General features: G+C 69.4%; 15 protein-coding genes. 7 read left to right on the top strand and 8 right to left on the bottom strand.

What is annotated here, in order from left to right:
* Positions 1–54: 54 nt before the first annotated feature.
* Positions 55–345: a hypothetical protein gene (locus tag B5Y19_RS00190; protein WP_079590935.1), complete on the bottom strand. Its 291-nt coding sequence runs from the start codon at positions 343–345 to the stop codon at positions 55–57.
* A gap of 200 nt (positions 346–545) precedes the next feature.
* Here B5Y19_RS00190 and B5Y19_RS00185 point away from each other — a divergent pair, with 200 nt between their 5' ends.
* From B5Y19_RS00185 to B5Y19_RS00175, 3 genes are all read left to right on the top strand, one after another.
* The gene (locus B5Y19_RS00185) at positions 546–2237 is read left to right on the top strand and encodes an ArnT family glycosyltransferase (protein ID WP_244555431.1); all 1692 of its coding nucleotides are present in this window, start codon (positions 546–548) and stop codon (positions 2235–2237) included.
* Between the two features lie 64 nt (positions 2238–2301).
* Entirely contained in the window at positions 2302–3045 is a 744-nt protein-coding gene (locus B5Y19_RS00180) for a glycosyltransferase family 2 protein (protein ID WP_055727993.1), read from the top strand.
* Positions 3045–3389 carry a lipid-A-disaccharide synthase N-terminal domain-containing protein gene (locus B5Y19_RS00175; RefSeq protein WP_139384200.1) on the top strand — a complete coding sequence of 115 codons (345 nt, stop codon included), beginning with the start codon at positions 3045–3047 and terminating at the stop codon, positions 3387–3389. Before B5Y19_RS00180 ends, B5Y19_RS00175 begins: the two co-directional genes overlap by 1 nt.
* 11 nt (positions 3390–3400) lie before the next feature.
* On the opposite strand, the gene B5Y19_RS00170 is transcribed toward B5Y19_RS00175, so the two are convergent.
* The 5 genes from B5Y19_RS00170 to B5Y19_RS00150 form a co-directional block, all read right to left on the bottom strand.
* Entirely contained in the window at positions 3401–6865 is a 3465-nt protein-coding gene (locus B5Y19_RS00170; RefSeq protein ID WP_139384199.1) for a hypothetical protein, read from the bottom strand.
* Between the two features lie 94 nt (positions 6866–6959).
* Positions 6960–7778: a MotE family protein gene (locus B5Y19_RS00165; RefSeq protein WP_079590932.1), complete on the bottom strand. Its 819-nt coding sequence runs from the start codon at positions 7776–7778 to the stop codon at positions 6960–6962.
* On the bottom strand, positions 7775–8239 hold the full coding sequence (locus tag B5Y19_RS00160; RefSeq protein WP_055727990.1) for a DUF6468 domain-containing protein: 465 nt from the start codon (positions 8237–8239) through the stop codon (positions 7775–7777). Before B5Y19_RS00160 ends, B5Y19_RS00165 begins: the two co-directional genes overlap by 4 nt.
* A gap of 11 nt (positions 8240–8250) precedes the next feature.
* Positions 8251–9378: a flagellar motor switch protein FliM gene (gene fliM / locus B5Y19_RS00155; RefSeq protein ID WP_079590931.1), complete on the bottom strand. Its 1128-nt coding sequence runs from the start codon at positions 9376–9378 to the stop codon at positions 8251–8253.
* Positions 9379–9424: 46 nt separating this feature from the next.
* Entirely contained in the window at positions 9425–9922 is a 498-nt protein-coding gene (locus B5Y19_RS00150; RefSeq protein ID WP_055727989.1) for a flagellar basal body-associated FliL family protein, read from the bottom strand.
* 284 nt (positions 9923–10206) lie between these two features.
* Between B5Y19_RS00150 and flgF the strand changes: the two genes are divergently transcribed.
* Genes flgF through flgH form a run of 4 tightly spaced genes read left to right on the top strand, consistent with a single transcriptional unit; the run spans position 10207 to position 13589 of the window.
* On the top strand, positions 10207–10950 hold the full coding sequence (flgF, locus tag B5Y19_RS00145; RefSeq protein ID WP_055727988.1) for a flagellar basal-body rod protein FlgF: 744 nt from the start codon (positions 10207–10209) through the stop codon (positions 10948–10950).
* Between the two features lie 20 nt (positions 10951–10970).
* Entirely contained in the window at positions 10971–11762 is a 792-nt protein-coding gene (gene flgG / locus B5Y19_RS00140) for a flagellar basal-body rod protein FlgG (RefSeq protein WP_055727987.1), read from the top strand.
* Between the two features lie 11 nt (positions 11763–11773).
* On the top strand, positions 11774–12820 hold the full coding sequence (gene flgA / locus B5Y19_RS00135) for a flagellar basal body P-ring formation chaperone FlgA (protein ID WP_055727986.1): 1047 nt from the start codon (positions 11774–11776) through the stop codon (positions 12818–12820).
* Between the two features lie 16 nt (positions 12821–12836).
* Positions 12837–13589 carry a flagellar basal body L-ring protein FlgH gene (flgH, locus tag B5Y19_RS00130; protein ID WP_055727985.1) on the top strand — a complete coding sequence of 251 codons (753 nt, stop codon included), beginning with the start codon at positions 12837–12839 and terminating at the stop codon, positions 13587–13589.
* Positions 13590–13782: 193 nt separating this feature from the next.
* Here the strand turns inward: flgH and B5Y19_RS00125 are convergent, their stop codons facing one another.
* The gene (locus tag B5Y19_RS00125) at positions 13783–15048 is read right to left on the bottom strand and encodes an alkyl sulfatase dimerization domain-containing protein (RefSeq protein ID WP_176168527.1); all 1266 of its coding nucleotides are present in this window, start codon (positions 15046–15048) and stop codon (positions 13783–13785) included.
* Between the two features lie 183 nt (positions 15049–15231).
* The gene (dksA, locus tag B5Y19_RS00120; RefSeq protein WP_055727983.1) at positions 15232–15654 is read right to left on the bottom strand and encodes an RNA polymerase-binding protein DksA; all 423 of its coding nucleotides are present in this window, start codon (positions 15652–15654) and stop codon (positions 15232–15234) included.
* Positions 15655–15731 lie beyond the last annotated feature (77 nt).

The raw sequence follows: 15731 nt of genomic DNA, 5'->3' as shown, positions 1-15731 counted from the left end.
CGAGCCGCCGCTCCCAAGCGGGGGCTCGCCATTCCTTCCCATCCTCTCTCCGGGTCAGTCCTCGCGGCCCCAGTTGCGCAGGCGGCGGATCGCTCCGGCCGGGTCGCGCGGGCGCACTCGCCAGAGGCTTCGCGCCAAGCTGACCGCAGCGAAGAGCACGAAACTCGGAGCGATCAAGACGGCCGGCACCGTCAGCAGGCCCATGGCGCAGCCGCCGGAATCGCCCGGGCCGCTGCATTTCAGGTCGAAGATCATCAGCCCGGTAACCCAGATCAGCCCGAAGAGCGGGCCGAGCATCAGGCCGATGAGGCCGGCCCGCAGCGCTTTCAGCACGATATCCGTCATGCCCGTCCCTTCCCTGGCGCGCAGCTTAGCGGAGCCCGGCGCGGCCCTCGCCGCGCTCAAGCTTGCCCGGATCGGCCCGGCGGCGTAAATCCCGCGCGGCTTCGCCTTGATCGTGCCCGAAAGGCCCGGCATCCGGGCGGCGCTCCAGCGCGACCCGGCTTTTCAGCACAGGCGCGGCCCCGCGGTCGCGAGGATGGATGATGTTTTCGCTCACCCCGGCGATCGACCGGCTCAGGGATGCAGTCAGCGCCAGCCATGCGCGGGCCTGCGCCTTCCTGATCCTGCTCTCGCTCGCCGCCTTCCTGCCCGGCTTCAGCACGCTGCAGCCGCTCGACCGCGACGAGCCGCGCTTCGCCCAGGCGAGCAAGCAGATGCTCGAGAGCGGCGATTTCGTCGACATCCGCTTCCAGGATGAGGCGCGCCACAAGAAGCCGGTCGGCATCTACTGGCTGCAGAGCGTCGCGGTGAAGGCCGGGGAACTCGCCGGCGTGCCGCAGGCCCGCACGCAGATCTGGCTCTACCGCATACCCTCGCTGATCGGCGCCATCGCGACGGTGCTGCTGACCTATTGGGCGCTGCTTGCCTTTCTGGCGCGGCGCTATGCGCTGCTTGGTGCGTCGCTGATGGCGGCGGCGGTGCTGCTCGGCGTCGAGGCGCGCATCGCCAAGACAGATGCCGTGCTCACCGCCTGCGCCGTCGCCAGCATGGGCGCGCTCGCCCGGGCCTGGCTCGACTGGACGCGCTCGCTCGCCTTCGTGCCCGACCGGCGCAACTGGCTGATCTTCTGGGGCGCGACGGCGCTCGGGCTCCTGGTCAAGGGGCCGATCGTGCCGATGGTCTGGGGGCTGGCGATCCTGGTGCTGAGCGCCAGCCAGCGCTCCTTCCGCTGGCTGAAGCCGCTGCGCTTCGGGCCGGGCCTGCTGCTCTGCCTGATCGTGGTGCTGCCCTGGTTCGCCGCGATCATGCTCAAGACCGGCGGCAGCTTCTTCGCCGACAGCGTCGGGCAGGACATGCTCGGCAAGGTGGCCGAAGGGCAGGAAAAGCATTGGGGGCCGCCCGGACTCTATCTGCTTTTCTTCTTCGCGACCTACTGGCCGGCCGCCGCCTTCGCCGCCATGGCGGTGCCCTTCGCCTGGGCACGGCGCAAGGAACCGCAGGTCCTGTTCCTGCTCGCCTGGATCGTGCCGTCCTGGCTGGTCTTCGAGGCCGTGCCGACCAAGCTGCCCCACTATGTCCTGCCGCTGTATCCGGCGATCACGGCGCTGCTGCTGCTGGCGGTGATCAATGGCGGCATCGACCGCTTCCGCCGCGGGGCGGTGGCGACGGCCTGCCTCGTCGTCCTCGTGCCGCTGGCGCTGATGGGCGTCATCGTCTACGGCAACTGGACGCTCGACCATCTCCTGCCGCGACTTGCGCTGCCGGGCTTCGCGCTGGTGCTGCTCGTCACGGTTCTCGTCGTCGCGGCCTTCCGGCGGCAGGATTTCGAGGGCGCGCTCTGGCGCTGCGTGCTCGCCAGCCTGATCCTGACGGCCTCGGTCTATCCCTTCGCCATCGAGAGCCTGCGCTCGCTCAAGCTGTCGCCGCGCCTCGCCCAGGCGGCGCAGGCGATCTGCGCCGACCCCGCCGTGGTGACGCTCGGCTATCGCGAGCCGAGCCTCGTCTTCCTGACTGGCACCAACCTCGCCATGGCCGCGAGCGGGGCGCAGGCCGCCGCCTTCCTGGGCCAGCCGGGATGCCGCGTCGCCTTCGTCGAGAGCCGCCATGCCGAGGAGTTCGCGGCGGCGCGTGCGGCCCTGTCGGAGCAGCCGCGGCTCGTCACCACGATCCACGGCTTCAACCTCAATGGCGGCCGCCGGCTGAAGATCGACGTCTTCGCCAGGGGGACGAATTGAGAAATGCTTGCCCTCCCGCCTGTGCTGACGCAGTTTGCGCGCCGTTTCCCCGGGTGATGTCCTCTTGACCGAAACCACTTCCCATCCGCTGCTCAGCGTCGTCGTGCCGGTGCGCAACGAGGTCGGCAACATCGCGCCGCTCGTCGCGGATATCGAGAAGGCCTGCGCCGCGATCGGCCCGTTCGAGATCGTCTACGTCAATGACGGCTCGACCGACGGCACCGCCGCGGCGCTGACGGAGCTTGCCGCGACGCGGCCCTGGCTGCGCGTCGTGACCCACGCCCAGTCCTGCGGCCAGAGCGCGGCGGTGCGCACCGGCGTGCGCCATGCCCGCTCGGCCATCGTCGCGACGCTCGACGGCGACGGGCAGAACGACCCGTCCTTCCTGCCGGCGATGGTCGAGGCCTTGCAGGCTGGAGGCCTCCATGCCGGGCTCGTGCAGGGGCAGCGCGTCGGGCGCAAGGACACCGGGTTCAAGCGCTGGCAGTCGAAGATTGCCAATGGCGTGCGCGGGCGCGTGTTGAAGGACGATACGCGCGATACCGGCTGCGGGCTGAAGTGCTTCCGCCGCGAGGCCTATCTGGCCTTGCCCTATTTCGATGCGCTGCACCGCTTCATGCCGGCGCTGATGGCGCGGGAGGGCTACAAGGTGCTGCATGCCGATGTGCACGACCGGCCGCGCCTGACCGGCGTCTCGAACTACGGCTTCTTCGACCGGCTCTGGGTCGGGATCCTCGATCTCGCCGGCGTGTGGTGGCTGATCCGGCGGCGCAAGCGCGTGCCGCAGATCGTTTCGGAGACGATGTGATGCTGATCGATCTGCAGCAGACCATCGGCAACTATTTCCACGACGTGTTCGTGAACAATGTCGATTGGTGGGTCCTGCTCGGCGTCGTGGCGCAGGGGCTCTTCACCATGCGCTTCGTGGTGCAGTGGTGGGCAAGCGAGAAGGCCCAGCGTTCTGTCGTGCCGATGACCTTCTGGTGGTTCTCGATCGGGGGCGGCGCGCTGCTGCTGATGTATGCACTCTACCGGCGCGACCCGGTCTTCATCCTTGGCCAGGGCTTCGGCGTCTTCGTCTATGTCCGCAATCTGCAGTTCGTTCTCCGCGCCAAGGCGCGCGGCGAGGATACGAATTCCGGGCCGGGCTGAGCGGCAGCCACTCAGCTGCGCCGGGAGGCTGTCTCGGCCGTCGCGCCCTGTGTCGGCGAGGGCAGGGGAGCCGCCGGCGGCTGCGGCTTGCGCATGGCGGCCGAGAGGCCGGGATAGCGCTCGCGATAGGCCTTGAGGAATTCCGAGACCGTATCGGCGCTGGCGGTGGCGCGGGCCATCTCGCGGATGTCGGCGGCGCGCGCCCGGTTCGCCCCGGTGACGAAGGCGAAGGTGCGCGCATCGATGCTGCGCGCCATCTTGGGCGCGAACTTGCTGCGCAGCCGGTCGAGCGACAGTGCCTCGCTGGCCATGATGTAGGAAACGCCGGCGCGCATCGCGTCGGCACGCTCGGAATCGGTCAGGGCGGCGTCGCCGCGCCAGCTCTCGTCGAGGATGCGCTCATAGGCCTCGCCCGCCTCGCGCCAGCGCCGGCCGGTCCAGTAGATGTCGGCGCGCAGGCGGTCGACCTCGGCGCCGCGCTCGCCCTCCAGCATCTCCAGCGCCTGGTCGGTGCGGGACAGGTCCGACAGGGCCTTGGCTTCCAGCAGGAGCCGGGCCCGCTTGACGTCGGCCGGCAGCTCGACGAGCCGGGTCGCGTTGAGCGCGCGCACCGCATCGGCCGGCTTGCCGTTCATCAGTTCGATCATCGCCAGGCGCGCGGCGACCGTCGAGCGCGCCGCGCCGGTCAGGCGGCGGTCCATCTGGTAGCGCAGGATCTCGGCCGCCTGGTCGAGCAGATCGAGCTCCACCAGCCGGTCGGCGAGCAGGCGGGTGATCTCGTCGCCGCGCCGGCCGATCGGCAGGAACTCCTTGAAATCGTAGAACAGCGCCAGCGCCTCGATGCGCGGCAGGTCGCCGAGCCCCGCGCCGCTGAACAGCTCGGCGAAGCGCTGGGCCGTCTCGTCATGCATGCGCCGGGTGAGCGGATCGTCGGGGAAGTTCTCGTTGGCGCGGCGGGCGACCATGAAGGCGTCGCGCCAGCGCTGCTGGTCGCCATAGAGGCGGCCGAGCTCGGCCAATGCCTCGATCTCCAGCCGGCCGCCGCGCCAGATGACGGAGACCGTCTCCAGCCGGGCGATCGCCTCCTCCGCCTTGAGATCGCTCCGCTTCTCGGCATCGGCCAGCCTGACGGCGCGCAGCTGCGCTTCGGCCGCGACCGGGCGACTCCTGGCCTCGAAGAGCGGCTTGTAGGCGTTCATCGCTGCTTCCGGCCGTCCGCTGGCATCGTCCAGCATGGCCTGGAGGAGCGCCAGGCGCTCCTGGTCGAAGCTGCCGCGCGGCATGTCGGCGAGGGCCTGGACCTGCCGTTCGGCGACGCCCATGTCCTGCATCGAGAGCGCCGCGCGCGCCATCGCCTCGCGGAATTCGCCCTGCAGATCGGCCGGATAGTGCTCGAGCAACGCCTCGCCCCGGCGGAAGCCGACGAGGGCCTGTCCGGCGCGGCCGAGACGCTGCTGCACCAGGGCGCGCCAGAGCCCGGCCTCGACATCCTCCCTGATCGGCTCGGCCTCGAAGGCGGCGAGCGCGTCCTGGTCGCGGTGCATCCCGGCCGCCACGACGCCTTTCAGGAACAGGACCTCGCGGTTGCTCCGCATGGCGGCGTCGTCGGCCTGCAATGCGGCGAGGGGGCCAGCCGCCTCGGGCATCAGGCCGTTGGCCGCATAGAAGCGCGCCAGAGCCAGTCTCGCCTCGGTCTTGCGGCCGCGCGAGGTGTCGGTGACGTCGAGCAGGAGGGCGCGGGCACGGTCGCGCAGATTGCCGAGCCGCAGCTTCGCCCAGGCCTCGGTGTCGATGAGAGGTGGCGTCTCGTTCTTTTCGGCCGCGGCTTCGGCCTGCTGCCGGTTCGGCTCGGCGACATCGAGCGAAACCGTGAGGCCGCCGGCCCGGCCGATCCGGACCTGCTCGGCGCCGGAACGGACGACGATGTCGTCCGAGCGCGGCTGCACGGCGAGGCCCTGCGCGGTCTGGAGCAGGCCGAACTCGACGAACTGATAGGGCTTCGGCGTGAGGTGGACGGGGCCGGTCGCGGTCGCGACGGCGACGGGCAGCCCGGCGGGACCTGCGTCGAGCCAGTGGATGCCGGTGAGGCCGGCGAGCGGCACGGTGACGATGGTCTGGCCGCGCTCGTCCATGCTCCGCTGCGGCTCGACCGGCGTCGCGATCCGGCCGGCATCCTCGCCGAGATCGAGCGTCCAGCTGTTACCGTCGTCGAAGAAGCGGGCGAGCGGCTCGCCCGCCAGACGCAACCTGACCAGCGTGACCCTGCCTTCGCGGGACACCGAGCTCTCCTCGACCAGCTTGGGCAGGAGGCCGGCGAGATGGGCCGGATCGATCGTGTCGCGCGTGTCGAAGACCAGGGTCATCACCCCGGCATCGAGGAAGGCAGCGGCGCCGGTGGCGCGCGGAAAGCGGAAGTCGAGCCGCTTCTCGCCGGCGCTGATGGCGACCGGGCCGGGAGGAGGCTCTGGCGCCGGCGTAGGTACGGCCACGACCGGCTGGACGGACGGGGTAGCCACCGCAGGCTGAGGGACGGCGGGCACGGCGACCGTGGCTGCGGCTGGCGCGGCCGGCGGCACCGGCAACGGCTCGGGAGCAGTCAGCGACAGGATTGTCGGCTTCACCGGGCGGAGCAGATCGACCACCAGCCCGGTCTCGTCATTGAAGGTCCGGGCCTGCCAGTCCTTGGGGATGACCAGCGTCAGGCTGAGCGCCTCCTTGCCGGCATCGAGCCCGGCGAGGGCGACATCGGCCGGCAGGGCGTTGCGGATGGCCGGTGCCTCGGCATTCATCGCCTTGTCGAAGACGAGCCTGAGCGTGCCGTCCGAGAGCTCGCTGCTCAGCCGGGTTTCCGCCGGTGCCTTGAAGATCAGGCGCTCCAGCGTCGGCAGGCTGGCAGAGCGCAGGGTCAGGACGGGGGGCTGGGCGGGCGGCTGGCGGGCGGCTTCCTTCGCCCTGGCTTCGGCCAGGCGCAGCCGCTCGGTCAGCTCGGCGATGACCTCGGGCGGCGGGCCGGGCATCACGCCGGCCCAGCTCTGCGGAAGCAGATCGATGAAGGCCTTGTCGCCGGCCTCGATGAGATTGGCCTTGTAGGGCTGCGTCAGAGCGAAGCGCATGCCGCGCCCGTCCGGGTCGATGCGCGCGATCGAGACGTAGTTCGGCAGCTCGCGGGCGATGCGCGCGACATCGACGCGGACCGGGCTGCCGAAGGCGACGATCAGCACGCCGTTGGCGACGCGGATGCGGGTCTGGGTGGGTTCGTCGAAGGCGAGCGAGACGCGGCCGAAGCCCGCCGGCATCGCCTCGCCGCGCAGGGTGGCGCTGGCGGCGAGCGCAGGCGCGTTCAGCCCGGCGGCGTGCGCGAGGGCGGCCAGTCCGATACCGAAGGCGAGGGAACGCGACAGACGCAAACCGGAATACTCGACCCAACGCGACAGCGGGCCCCGCCGCATCAGCTGGACGCAGCGACCCTCGGGCACGCTAGCGCGTCAACCATAACGCCGCCTTAACGCGGCGCTCCCGCGGCTCGGTGTTCTCCGGTTCAAGGAAAGGCGGTTCTGGCCCTGCCGATGCTCAGCGCTGCGGCGGCGCGATCGCCGGCAGCTCGTTGCCGGGCAGGGGGGCTTCGGCCGTCGTGCGCTCGAAGCTCGGCGCGCGCCCGCTGGTCGCCAGCGCGACGGTCAGTTTCTCCGCACGCTCCGGCGACATGGCGGCGAGCACCTCCGACATCTTGCGCGGGTTCATCTGCTGCACGACCGGCACCAGCACGTCGAGACCAAGCCGGTCGAACACCCGGGCGGCATCCTTCGGCTTCATCGCCTCGTACATGATGACGAGGTTCTTGATCGCCTTCGCCTCGTCCGCGGAAGCCTTGGCAGCCGGGCTGACCTTCTCCTCGAGGGTCTTCAGGTCGCCGACGCGGCCATCGAGCTTCTTCTCGGCCGAATCGAGCAGGCGCTCGCGCATCTCGAGCTCGCGCATCCGGCTTTCCAGCTCCTCGCGCCGCTCGCCGAGCCGCTCCAGGAGCGCCTTCTCGGCCGGGGAGACGGGCTGGGCCGCGCCGTTCATGATGGCGGCCTTGTTATTGGGGTTGGCCGCACGCGCGGCCTCGGCGTCCTTGCGCTCCTGCTCCTTCTTCGGATCGGGCGCGGGGACGGAGCCGGTGGTCTCCGGATCGAAGACGTCGGGCGCATGGGCCCGGGCGATCACCTTGGCGAGGCCCCAGACCTCCTTCTCCGCCTTGGGCTTGGCTTCGGCGGGGCTGGCGAAGACCGGCGGGGCCGCCGGAATTTTGCCGGGGCCGGGCTCCGCCGTCCAGGCGAGCAGCTTCAGCGCCAGGAGACCCATGGCGCCGAGAATGACTGCCGGCAGGAGGCGGGGCTTCTCGATCACGCAGCCTGTTCCTCGAGGCGGCGGGCGGCGCGGGCGCGGATCGCGGCGGCGGACTGGGCCGCGCTTTCGAGGCGGGAAACGGGGGCGGGCTGCGGCACGGCGGGAGGTGCGGGTTCAGCTGTGGGCCTGGCACCGACGAGGCTGGCGGCGCTGACGATCTGGCCGATGCGCTCCATCACGGTCTGGCCGGCCTCGACCTGCGCGGCGAGATCGGCGGCGTAGCGCTCGGCGGTACGCAGGCGCTCCTCCAGCGTGCGGTCGCAGTCGCCCAGCGTCGATTTGAGGCCGGCGATGGCGCGCTCGGCATTGTCGGTCGCGGTGATCAGGGCGCCGACGGTCTGGCGCATCCCGGCCTCGTCGGCCTTCAGGCGCTCGATGCGCTTGGCCAGGATGAAGCAGGTGATGATCGTGGCGACCAGCAGGGCGGCGACGAGCACATCGGCGATAAGGGTGAGCGTCATGGCATCCTGCTTCAGGTCGTGGCGCCGAGATGGCTGGCGAGGCTGTCGAAAGCGGCAAGCGTGGTCTTGGAGCGCCGGAGCGGGCTCACGACCTGCACCGCGATCTTGTCGTCGACGCGCCCGATGCGACCCTCGCTGACGATGAAGTCGCCGCAGCGCAGCGAGACGATCGAATCGGGGCGGGCGTCGAACATCAGCGTGTCGCCGATCTCCAGCTTCATGACGCGCTTCAGCGGCATGCGGGTCTCGTGCAGCACGCAGGTGACGTCGACATCGGCCTGCCAGACCTCGGTCGCGAGATGGTTTTCCCAGATCGGGTCGCGGCCCAGCTTCTCGCCCATGAAGCTTTCGAGCAGCAGCTCGCGGATCGGCTCGATGGTGGCGTAGGGCAGCAGCAGGTGAAGCGCGCCGCCGCGCCCTTCCATGTCGAATTTCAGCTCGACGCGGATCGCGGCATTGGCGGGGCGGGAGATCGAGACGAAGCGCGGATTGGATTCGACCCGGTCGACGGTGAACCGCACCGGCGAGAGCGGCCTGAAGGCGGCCTCGGCATCGCCGAGCACCAGCTCGATGACGCGGCGGACCATGCGGATTTCGATGGAGGTGAAGGGGCGGCCATCGATGCGCGGCGCCGGCTGGCCGCGCTTGCCGCCGAACATCGCATCGAGGACGGAGTAGATCAGCGCCGATTCGATGGTGATGAGGCCGAAATTGTCCCACTCCTCGGCCTTGAAGACCGAGAGCAGCGCCGGCTGCGAGATCGAGTTGACGTAGTCGCCGAAGCGCACCGAGCGGATGCTCTCCAGCGTGACCTCGACATTGTCGGTGAAGAAGTTGCGCAGGCTGGTCGAGAGCAGGCGCACGAGACGCTCGAAGATGATCTCGAGCATCGGCAGGCGTTCATAGGCGACCGAGCCGGAATCGACGATGGCCTGGATGCCGTTGCGGGACGAGCCGTCGTCGCCGCTGGAGAAACCGAGCATCGTGTCGATTTCGTCCTGCGACATCAGGCGGTCGGTACCGCCTTCCTGTTCGCCATCTTCCTCGACGATGTCGGGCATCGCTGCCCAGCCGGCCGCCATGCTCTCCGGCGTCAGCGGCTCGTCGCTCGGTACGGTGTTGTCGCGCTCGGTGCTCATCGTTCCGCCGTCATCTCGGTGCGGTTTCCAGGGCCGGCAGGCCGGCTCACTGCACCAGCAGTTCCTTGAACAGCACGGCGTCGACCTTGGCCGGATAGACGGTCAGGTTGACGCGGCGCAGCAGCTCCTCCTTCAGCCGGTACATGCCGGCCGAGCCCTCGAGGTCGGAGGGGCGCAATTCGCGCATGAAGACCTGAAAGGCGTCCTCGACGCGCGGCAGCAGCGGCTTGACCTCCTCGGACGCCTTCGCATCGGCGATCTCGAGCACGACCTTGATCTTCATCACCGGCTGGCGGTCCTGCTGGCCGCCATTGGACATGCCGATCATCATGTCCTTCATCTCGAGGAAGGTGGCGGGCTTCTTGGCCTTGGCGGCTTCGGCCGCGGCGATCTGCTCGGGCGAGGGCTTCTTCAGGAAGAACCAGCCGCCGGCGCCGGCGGCCGCCAGCAGCACGACGCCGCCGATGACGAAGAGCTTCTTCCTGCTCTTCGGCGCCTCCTCGGCCGGGGCGCCTTCCTCTTCCGACTTGGCTTTCTTCGCCATCTCTTCTGCGCCCTGGCCCTGAGGCGGCATCCTGCCGCCCGTGAAAGCCACCTTCGTCAATCACGGTTAACGCGTCGTTAAGGACGGCAGAATTTGCCGGGTCGTTCCTGCCGGTTCTGCAGCTCCTGCCGAGGGCGGTGGGTCGATGGGTTGAGGAGGATAATCAGAGATATCAATGACTTGTGAGAATTAACCATGCTGGCACGGCCCTTGCGGAGTATGGGCCGTGGCGACTGCGCTGGGGAGCGTCGAGGTCGCCGCGGGACATGATCGGGAGTTGAGCCGTGGAGAACGCGCTTCTCATCGGCCTGTCGCGCCAGGTAGCTCTGGCGCGCGAGCTGGACGTCATCGCCAACAACATGGCGAATGTCGGCACCAATGGATTCAAGGCGCGCAGCGCGCGCTTCAACGAATTCATCATGCCGGTCGCGAAGGCCGACGCCTTCAAGCCGCTCGACCGGCCGCTGTCCTATGTCGTCGACAAGGGCACCCCCCTCGACCTCTCCCAGGGCATGATCGAGCGCACGGGCAACCCGCTCGACGTCGCGCTGAAGGGCGACAACTACCTCGTCGTGCAGACGCCGAATGGCGAGCGCTATACCCGCGCGGGCTCCCTGACCGTCGACCGCCAGGGCCGGCTCGTCACCCAGACGGGGCTGCCGGTCATGGGCGATTCCGGCCCGATCACCTTCGGCACCAGCGAATATGCGATGAACATCGCCGCCGACGGCACGGTGAGCAGCGACCAGGGCACGCGCGGCAAGCTGCGCATGGTCCGCTTCGCCGATCCGAGCGTGCTCGCCAGCGAAGGCAGCAACCTGTTCTCCGCGACCGCCGCCGCCCAGCCTGCCGGCCCGCAGGCGCGGCTGGAGCCGGGCGCGATCGAGCGTTCGAACGTCAAGGCCGTGGTGGAGCTCACCCGGCTGATGGAAGTGCAGCGCAGCTACCAGAGCGTCGCCAGCATGATCGGGAAATCCGACGATCTGCGCAGCAAGGCGATCTCGCGCCTCGCTGACCAACAGGCCTGATAGCGGAAAGGAGCGACCCCATGCGCGCCATGCAGACAGCCGCGACCGGCATGATGGCCCAGGAGATGAACGTCCAGGTCATCTCCAACAACATCGCCAACGTCCGGACCACCGGCTACAAGCGCCAGCAGATCCATTTCCAGGACCTGCTCTACGAACATTTCCGGCGCGCCGGCTCGGCGACCTCCGACCAGAACACGCAGGCGCCGGCCGGCACCTTCATCGGCTCGGGCGTCAAGACGGTGTCGACCGGCCGCGTGATGACGCAGGGCAACCTGACGCCGACCGAGAAGCCCTACGACCTCGCCATCCGCGGCGAGGGCTTCTTCCGGATTCGCATGCCGGACGGGCGCACCACCTATAGCCGTGACGGTTCCTTCGATCTCGATGCCCAGGGCCAGATCGTCACGCGCGACGGTTATCAGGTCGAGCCGGGCATCACGGTGCCGAACAACGCGACCAGCATCAGCATCAACGCGCAGGGCACCGTCGAAGCGATGCTCCCGGGCCAGACCGCGCCGCAGCAGCTCGGCCAGATCCAGCTGGTGCGCTTCGTCAACAAGGTCGGCCTCGAGTCGATCGGCGACAACCTCTACATCGAGACGGCGGCATCGGGGCAGCCGATCGACGGCTTCGGCGGCGGCGAGGGCTTCGGCACCCTGCAGCAGAACTATCTCGAAGAAGGAAATGTCCAAGCGGTGACGGAGCTCTCCTCCCTCATCGCGGCGCAGCGCGCCTATGAGATGAATTCCAAGGTCATCACCGCCGCCGACCAGATGATGTCGGCGACGACCCAGATGTTCCGCGGCTAGGGCGGGGTGGCATGATAATCCGTCTTTCCCTCGCCGCCCTGCTGCTCTCCGGCACCGCCGCCCTGGCGGCCCCGCAGCAGGCCCTGCCCACGCAGGTCGCGGTCGCTTCGCCGACCACGGCCCCGGTCGCCACGCAGGCGCGCAGGCTCCAGCTGCGCCCCGAGATCAGCCTGGCGCGCGATCTCGTCACCTTCGGCGATCTCATTCCCGCCCTGACGGGCGACGCGGCCGCGACCGCCGCCTTCCGGGCGCCGGGCCTCGGCGAGACCGGCACGATCCAGGTCGCCCGCGTCGTCGATGCGGCGCGCGCCGCCGGCATCATCCGCGACGCGGCCGAGCTCGAGGGCCGGGGCTTCGCCCAGGTCGTGGTGACGCGCACGGCCCGCCGGGTCACGGCCTCCGATCTGGAGGCGGCGGTGAAGGCCGGACTGCAGGAGCGCTTCGGCGTCGATGCCCGCATCTTCGCGCTGGCGATCGACGGCGGGGCGCCTGCCGTCGCGGTCGAGCCGGAGCTGACGGGCGAGGTCGCGATCGTCGACCTGTCCTTCGATGCCCGCTCGCGCCGGCTGCAGGCCAGGCTCACCGTGCCCGGCAGCACCGCGCTCAGGCTGAAGCCGCTGCGCATCTCCGGCCAGCTCGTCGAGACGGTCGAGGTCGTGGTGCCGAAGCGGCAGATCGCCCGCGGCGAGACGCTCGGCAAGGACGATGTGGTGGTCGAGCGTCGGCCGCGCGACGGGCAGGGCAGCGAGATCATCAGCGACGTCCGCGCGGCGATCGACAAGGTCGCACGTCGGGCCCTTCTCGCCGGCGTGCCGCTGCGCGGCAGCGACGTCCAGCGCGAGGAGATCGTCGGCAAGGGCGATCTCGTCACCATCGTCTACGAGGCGAAGGGTCTGCTGATCACGCTCCGCGGCCGGTCCAACGAGGCCGGCGCGATGGGCGATGTCGTCTCCGTCACCAATCCCCAATCCAAGCGCGTGCTGCAGGGCACGGTCAGCGGGCCGGGACGGGTCTCCGTCCAGCCTTCGTTGAACGGCCGCATCGCCAGCGCCCAGTGAACACGTGGAACCCATCATGTCCGTGAACCGCCTCGCCAAGCTCTCCGGCCTGCTGCTGCTCACCGCCTCGCTCGGTGCCTGCGGCATCGGCGACCGCCTCGCCAATGTCGGCCAGGCCCCGACGCTCTCGCCGATCGAGGACCCGACCGCGGTCAAGGGCTACAAGCCGGTGCAGATGCCGATGCCGGCGATGGAGCACGCCTCCTTCGCTCCCAATTCGCTGTGGCGCACCGGCTCGCGCGCCTTCTTCAAGGACCAGCGCGCCCGTAACATCGGCGACCTCGTCACCGTCAAGGTGAAGTTCACCGACCGGGCCCAGCTCGAGAACACGACCAAGCGCAGCCGCAAGAACGGCGAGGATTTCGGCGCGGCCCGGCTGATGGGCTTCGAGAACAAGCTCGACAAGTTCCTGCCCGACGGCTCGAGCGCCGGCGAATTGCTGAAGCTCGATTCCGAGGGCTCGAGCGAGGGCAGCGGGTCGGTGCGTCGCGCCGAGCAGCTCGCCACCAATGTCGCGGCGGTGGTCACCCAGAAGCTGCCGAACGGCAACCTCGTGATCGAGGGCAAGCAGGAGATCCGCGTCAATTTCGAGGTGCGCGAGCTGATCGTCGCCGGCGTGATCCGGCCGGAGGACATCGAATCGGACAACACCGTCGATTCGACCAAGATCGCCCAGGCCCGCATCGCCTATGGCGGCCGCGGCCAGATCACCGATGTCCAGCAGCCGCGCTACGGCCAGCAGGTGATGGATATCCTGCTGCCCTTCTGAGCCCCCTTCCCGATCCGGACGGCGCGGAACGCTCCCCCTTGTCTCCGCGCCGGTTCGGCCGGCGGTCTCTCCCGAGCCGCCGACAGCCCCGGCCGCTCGCCACGCTCCCCAAGCTATCAAGGCAGGCGGCCAGAAGCCCCGCGTTCTCCCGACGCGGGGCTTTCCCCATCAGCGGCGAGGTTGCAGCCGCGGCTCAGCCGCCGGAGCGCCGGGCGGCTTCACGCTGCGACACCGCCAGGAAGGCCTTGCCCATCAGCGAGCCTTCGCCATCGATCGCCTTCTGGAGGATGGCCGCGCGATCGGCCTGGATCCGGCGATCATCGGGCGCACTCGCTCCGGCGAGCTCGATGAGCGCTACGGCGAGGCGCATCCGGCCGGATTCCGACAAGGCGCGCGCCCGTTCGGCCAGCCGGTCGGCGCCGCCGGCGAGAGTGGCGATCTCGGCCGCGAGCTCGGCCGTCCTGGCTGGCTTGAGATGCGCCGCATCGCCGTCGAACCAGCCGCCATAGAGATGATAGATGCCGCGGACGAGGAACTCCGGGTCGTCGTATTTCGCCAGCAGATAGGGCTTCGCCAGATAGGCATCGGGCAGCCTGACCGCGTGGAGGACCTCGTCGAGGGAGGCGCCGCGATTCATCAGGCCGAGTGTTTCGCGGACGAGATGTTCCAGCGCGGCGGCACCGTCCCCGACCATCTGGGCGATGCGCGCCTCGCCGAACACCACGGGGCCGTGGCCGGGAATCAGCACCGCGGGCTTCAGGCTCTCGATACGGCGCAGCGCAAGCGCCCATTCGGCGGCGTAGCGCTGGACCTTGCGCGGATTGCCGGCATTCGGGAACACCCAGATGACGAAGTCGCCGCTGGCGAGGACGCGCCGCTCGGGCAGCCAGACGATCGTCGCGTCGTCGGTCTCGCCGCGCCCATGGAAGAGCTCGATGCGCTCGCCGCCGATCTCCAGCGTCAGCGCCTCGTCATAGACCTCGTCCGGCCGCCTCTGGCCGATCGGGTAGACATAGCCGGGCATGTCGAATTGCTGGCCCTGGACATGGCTGTTGAAGCCTTGCGTATCCGCGTAGCGCTGCATCCGGCGGGCGACGTTGCGATGCGCGACGATTCGCGGCCGCGGCCAGCCGCGGGCATCGGCCTCCGCATCGATGACGGTGATGCCGCTGGTATGGTCGATATGGCCATGGGTGAAGATGACCGTGTGGATCGGCCCGTCATCCCAGGAGCGGACGACCTCCAGGGTCCGCCTGGCCGTGTCGGGCTTGGCGGTGTCGATCAGCACCAGCCCTTCCGTCGTCCGGATGGCGGTGACGCTGCCGCAGAAATAGGTCGTGTGGACGGTGACGATGTCGTCAGCGACGGCGGTAAGCGCGCCCTGCGAGACTGCCTCGGTCCATTCCTCCATCCGGGCGGAGCCGTTCCAGAGCCGTTCGAACAATGCGTCCTGTGACATGGGGCCCTCCGGCACGCTGGCGATCCCGCCAGTCTGCGGCAGGGAAGGCGGCATGAGTAGGCGCCTTGCTGACAAGGCGGGTCAGCAACGGGCGATGGTCGCCGCACCAGCGCTCGCCACCATGCAAAAGGCCCCGCTCCTGGGGAACGGGGCCTCGGAAACGGCGTGGCGAGCGGCTCAGTCTCAATCGTCGCGGAAGACGCGCTCGTTGCGCTCGTGGCGTTCCTGCGCCTCGAGCGAAAGGGTCGCGATCGGGCGGGCTTCGAGGCGCTTCAGCGAGATCGGCTCGCCGGTTTCCTCGCAAAAGCCGTAGGAGCCGTCGTCGATGCGGGCGATGGCGGCGTCGATCTTGGCGATCAGCTTGCGCTGGCGGTCGCGGGCGCGCAGCTCGATGGCGCGGTCGGTTTCGGAGGATGCCCTGTCGGCGATATCAGGGTGATTCTCGCTCTCGCTCTGCAGCGTGACGAGGGTCTCCTTCGCCTCCTTCAGGATCTCGTCCTTCCAGGCGAGGAGCTTGCCCCGGAAATATTCGCGCTGACGATCGTTCATGAACGGCTCGTCATCGCTCGGCTTGTAGTCCGCATCGAGAAGGATCTGCTTCGACATGGGCGCGCTCTCTGCTGGTCCTGTCACACGCCCACCGGCTGTGCCGCGGGAGGGTGAGCCGATTTGGCGCCCTTATA

The sequence above is a fragment of the Allobosea thiooxidans genome, assembly GCF_900168195.1.
Lineage (GTDB): Bacteria > Pseudomonadota > Alphaproteobacteria > Rhizobiales > Beijerinckiaceae > Allobosea > Allobosea thiooxidans.
The sequence above is the reverse complement of the archived record's forward strand: the minus strand, read 5'-3'. Positions and strand labels throughout refer to the sequence as shown.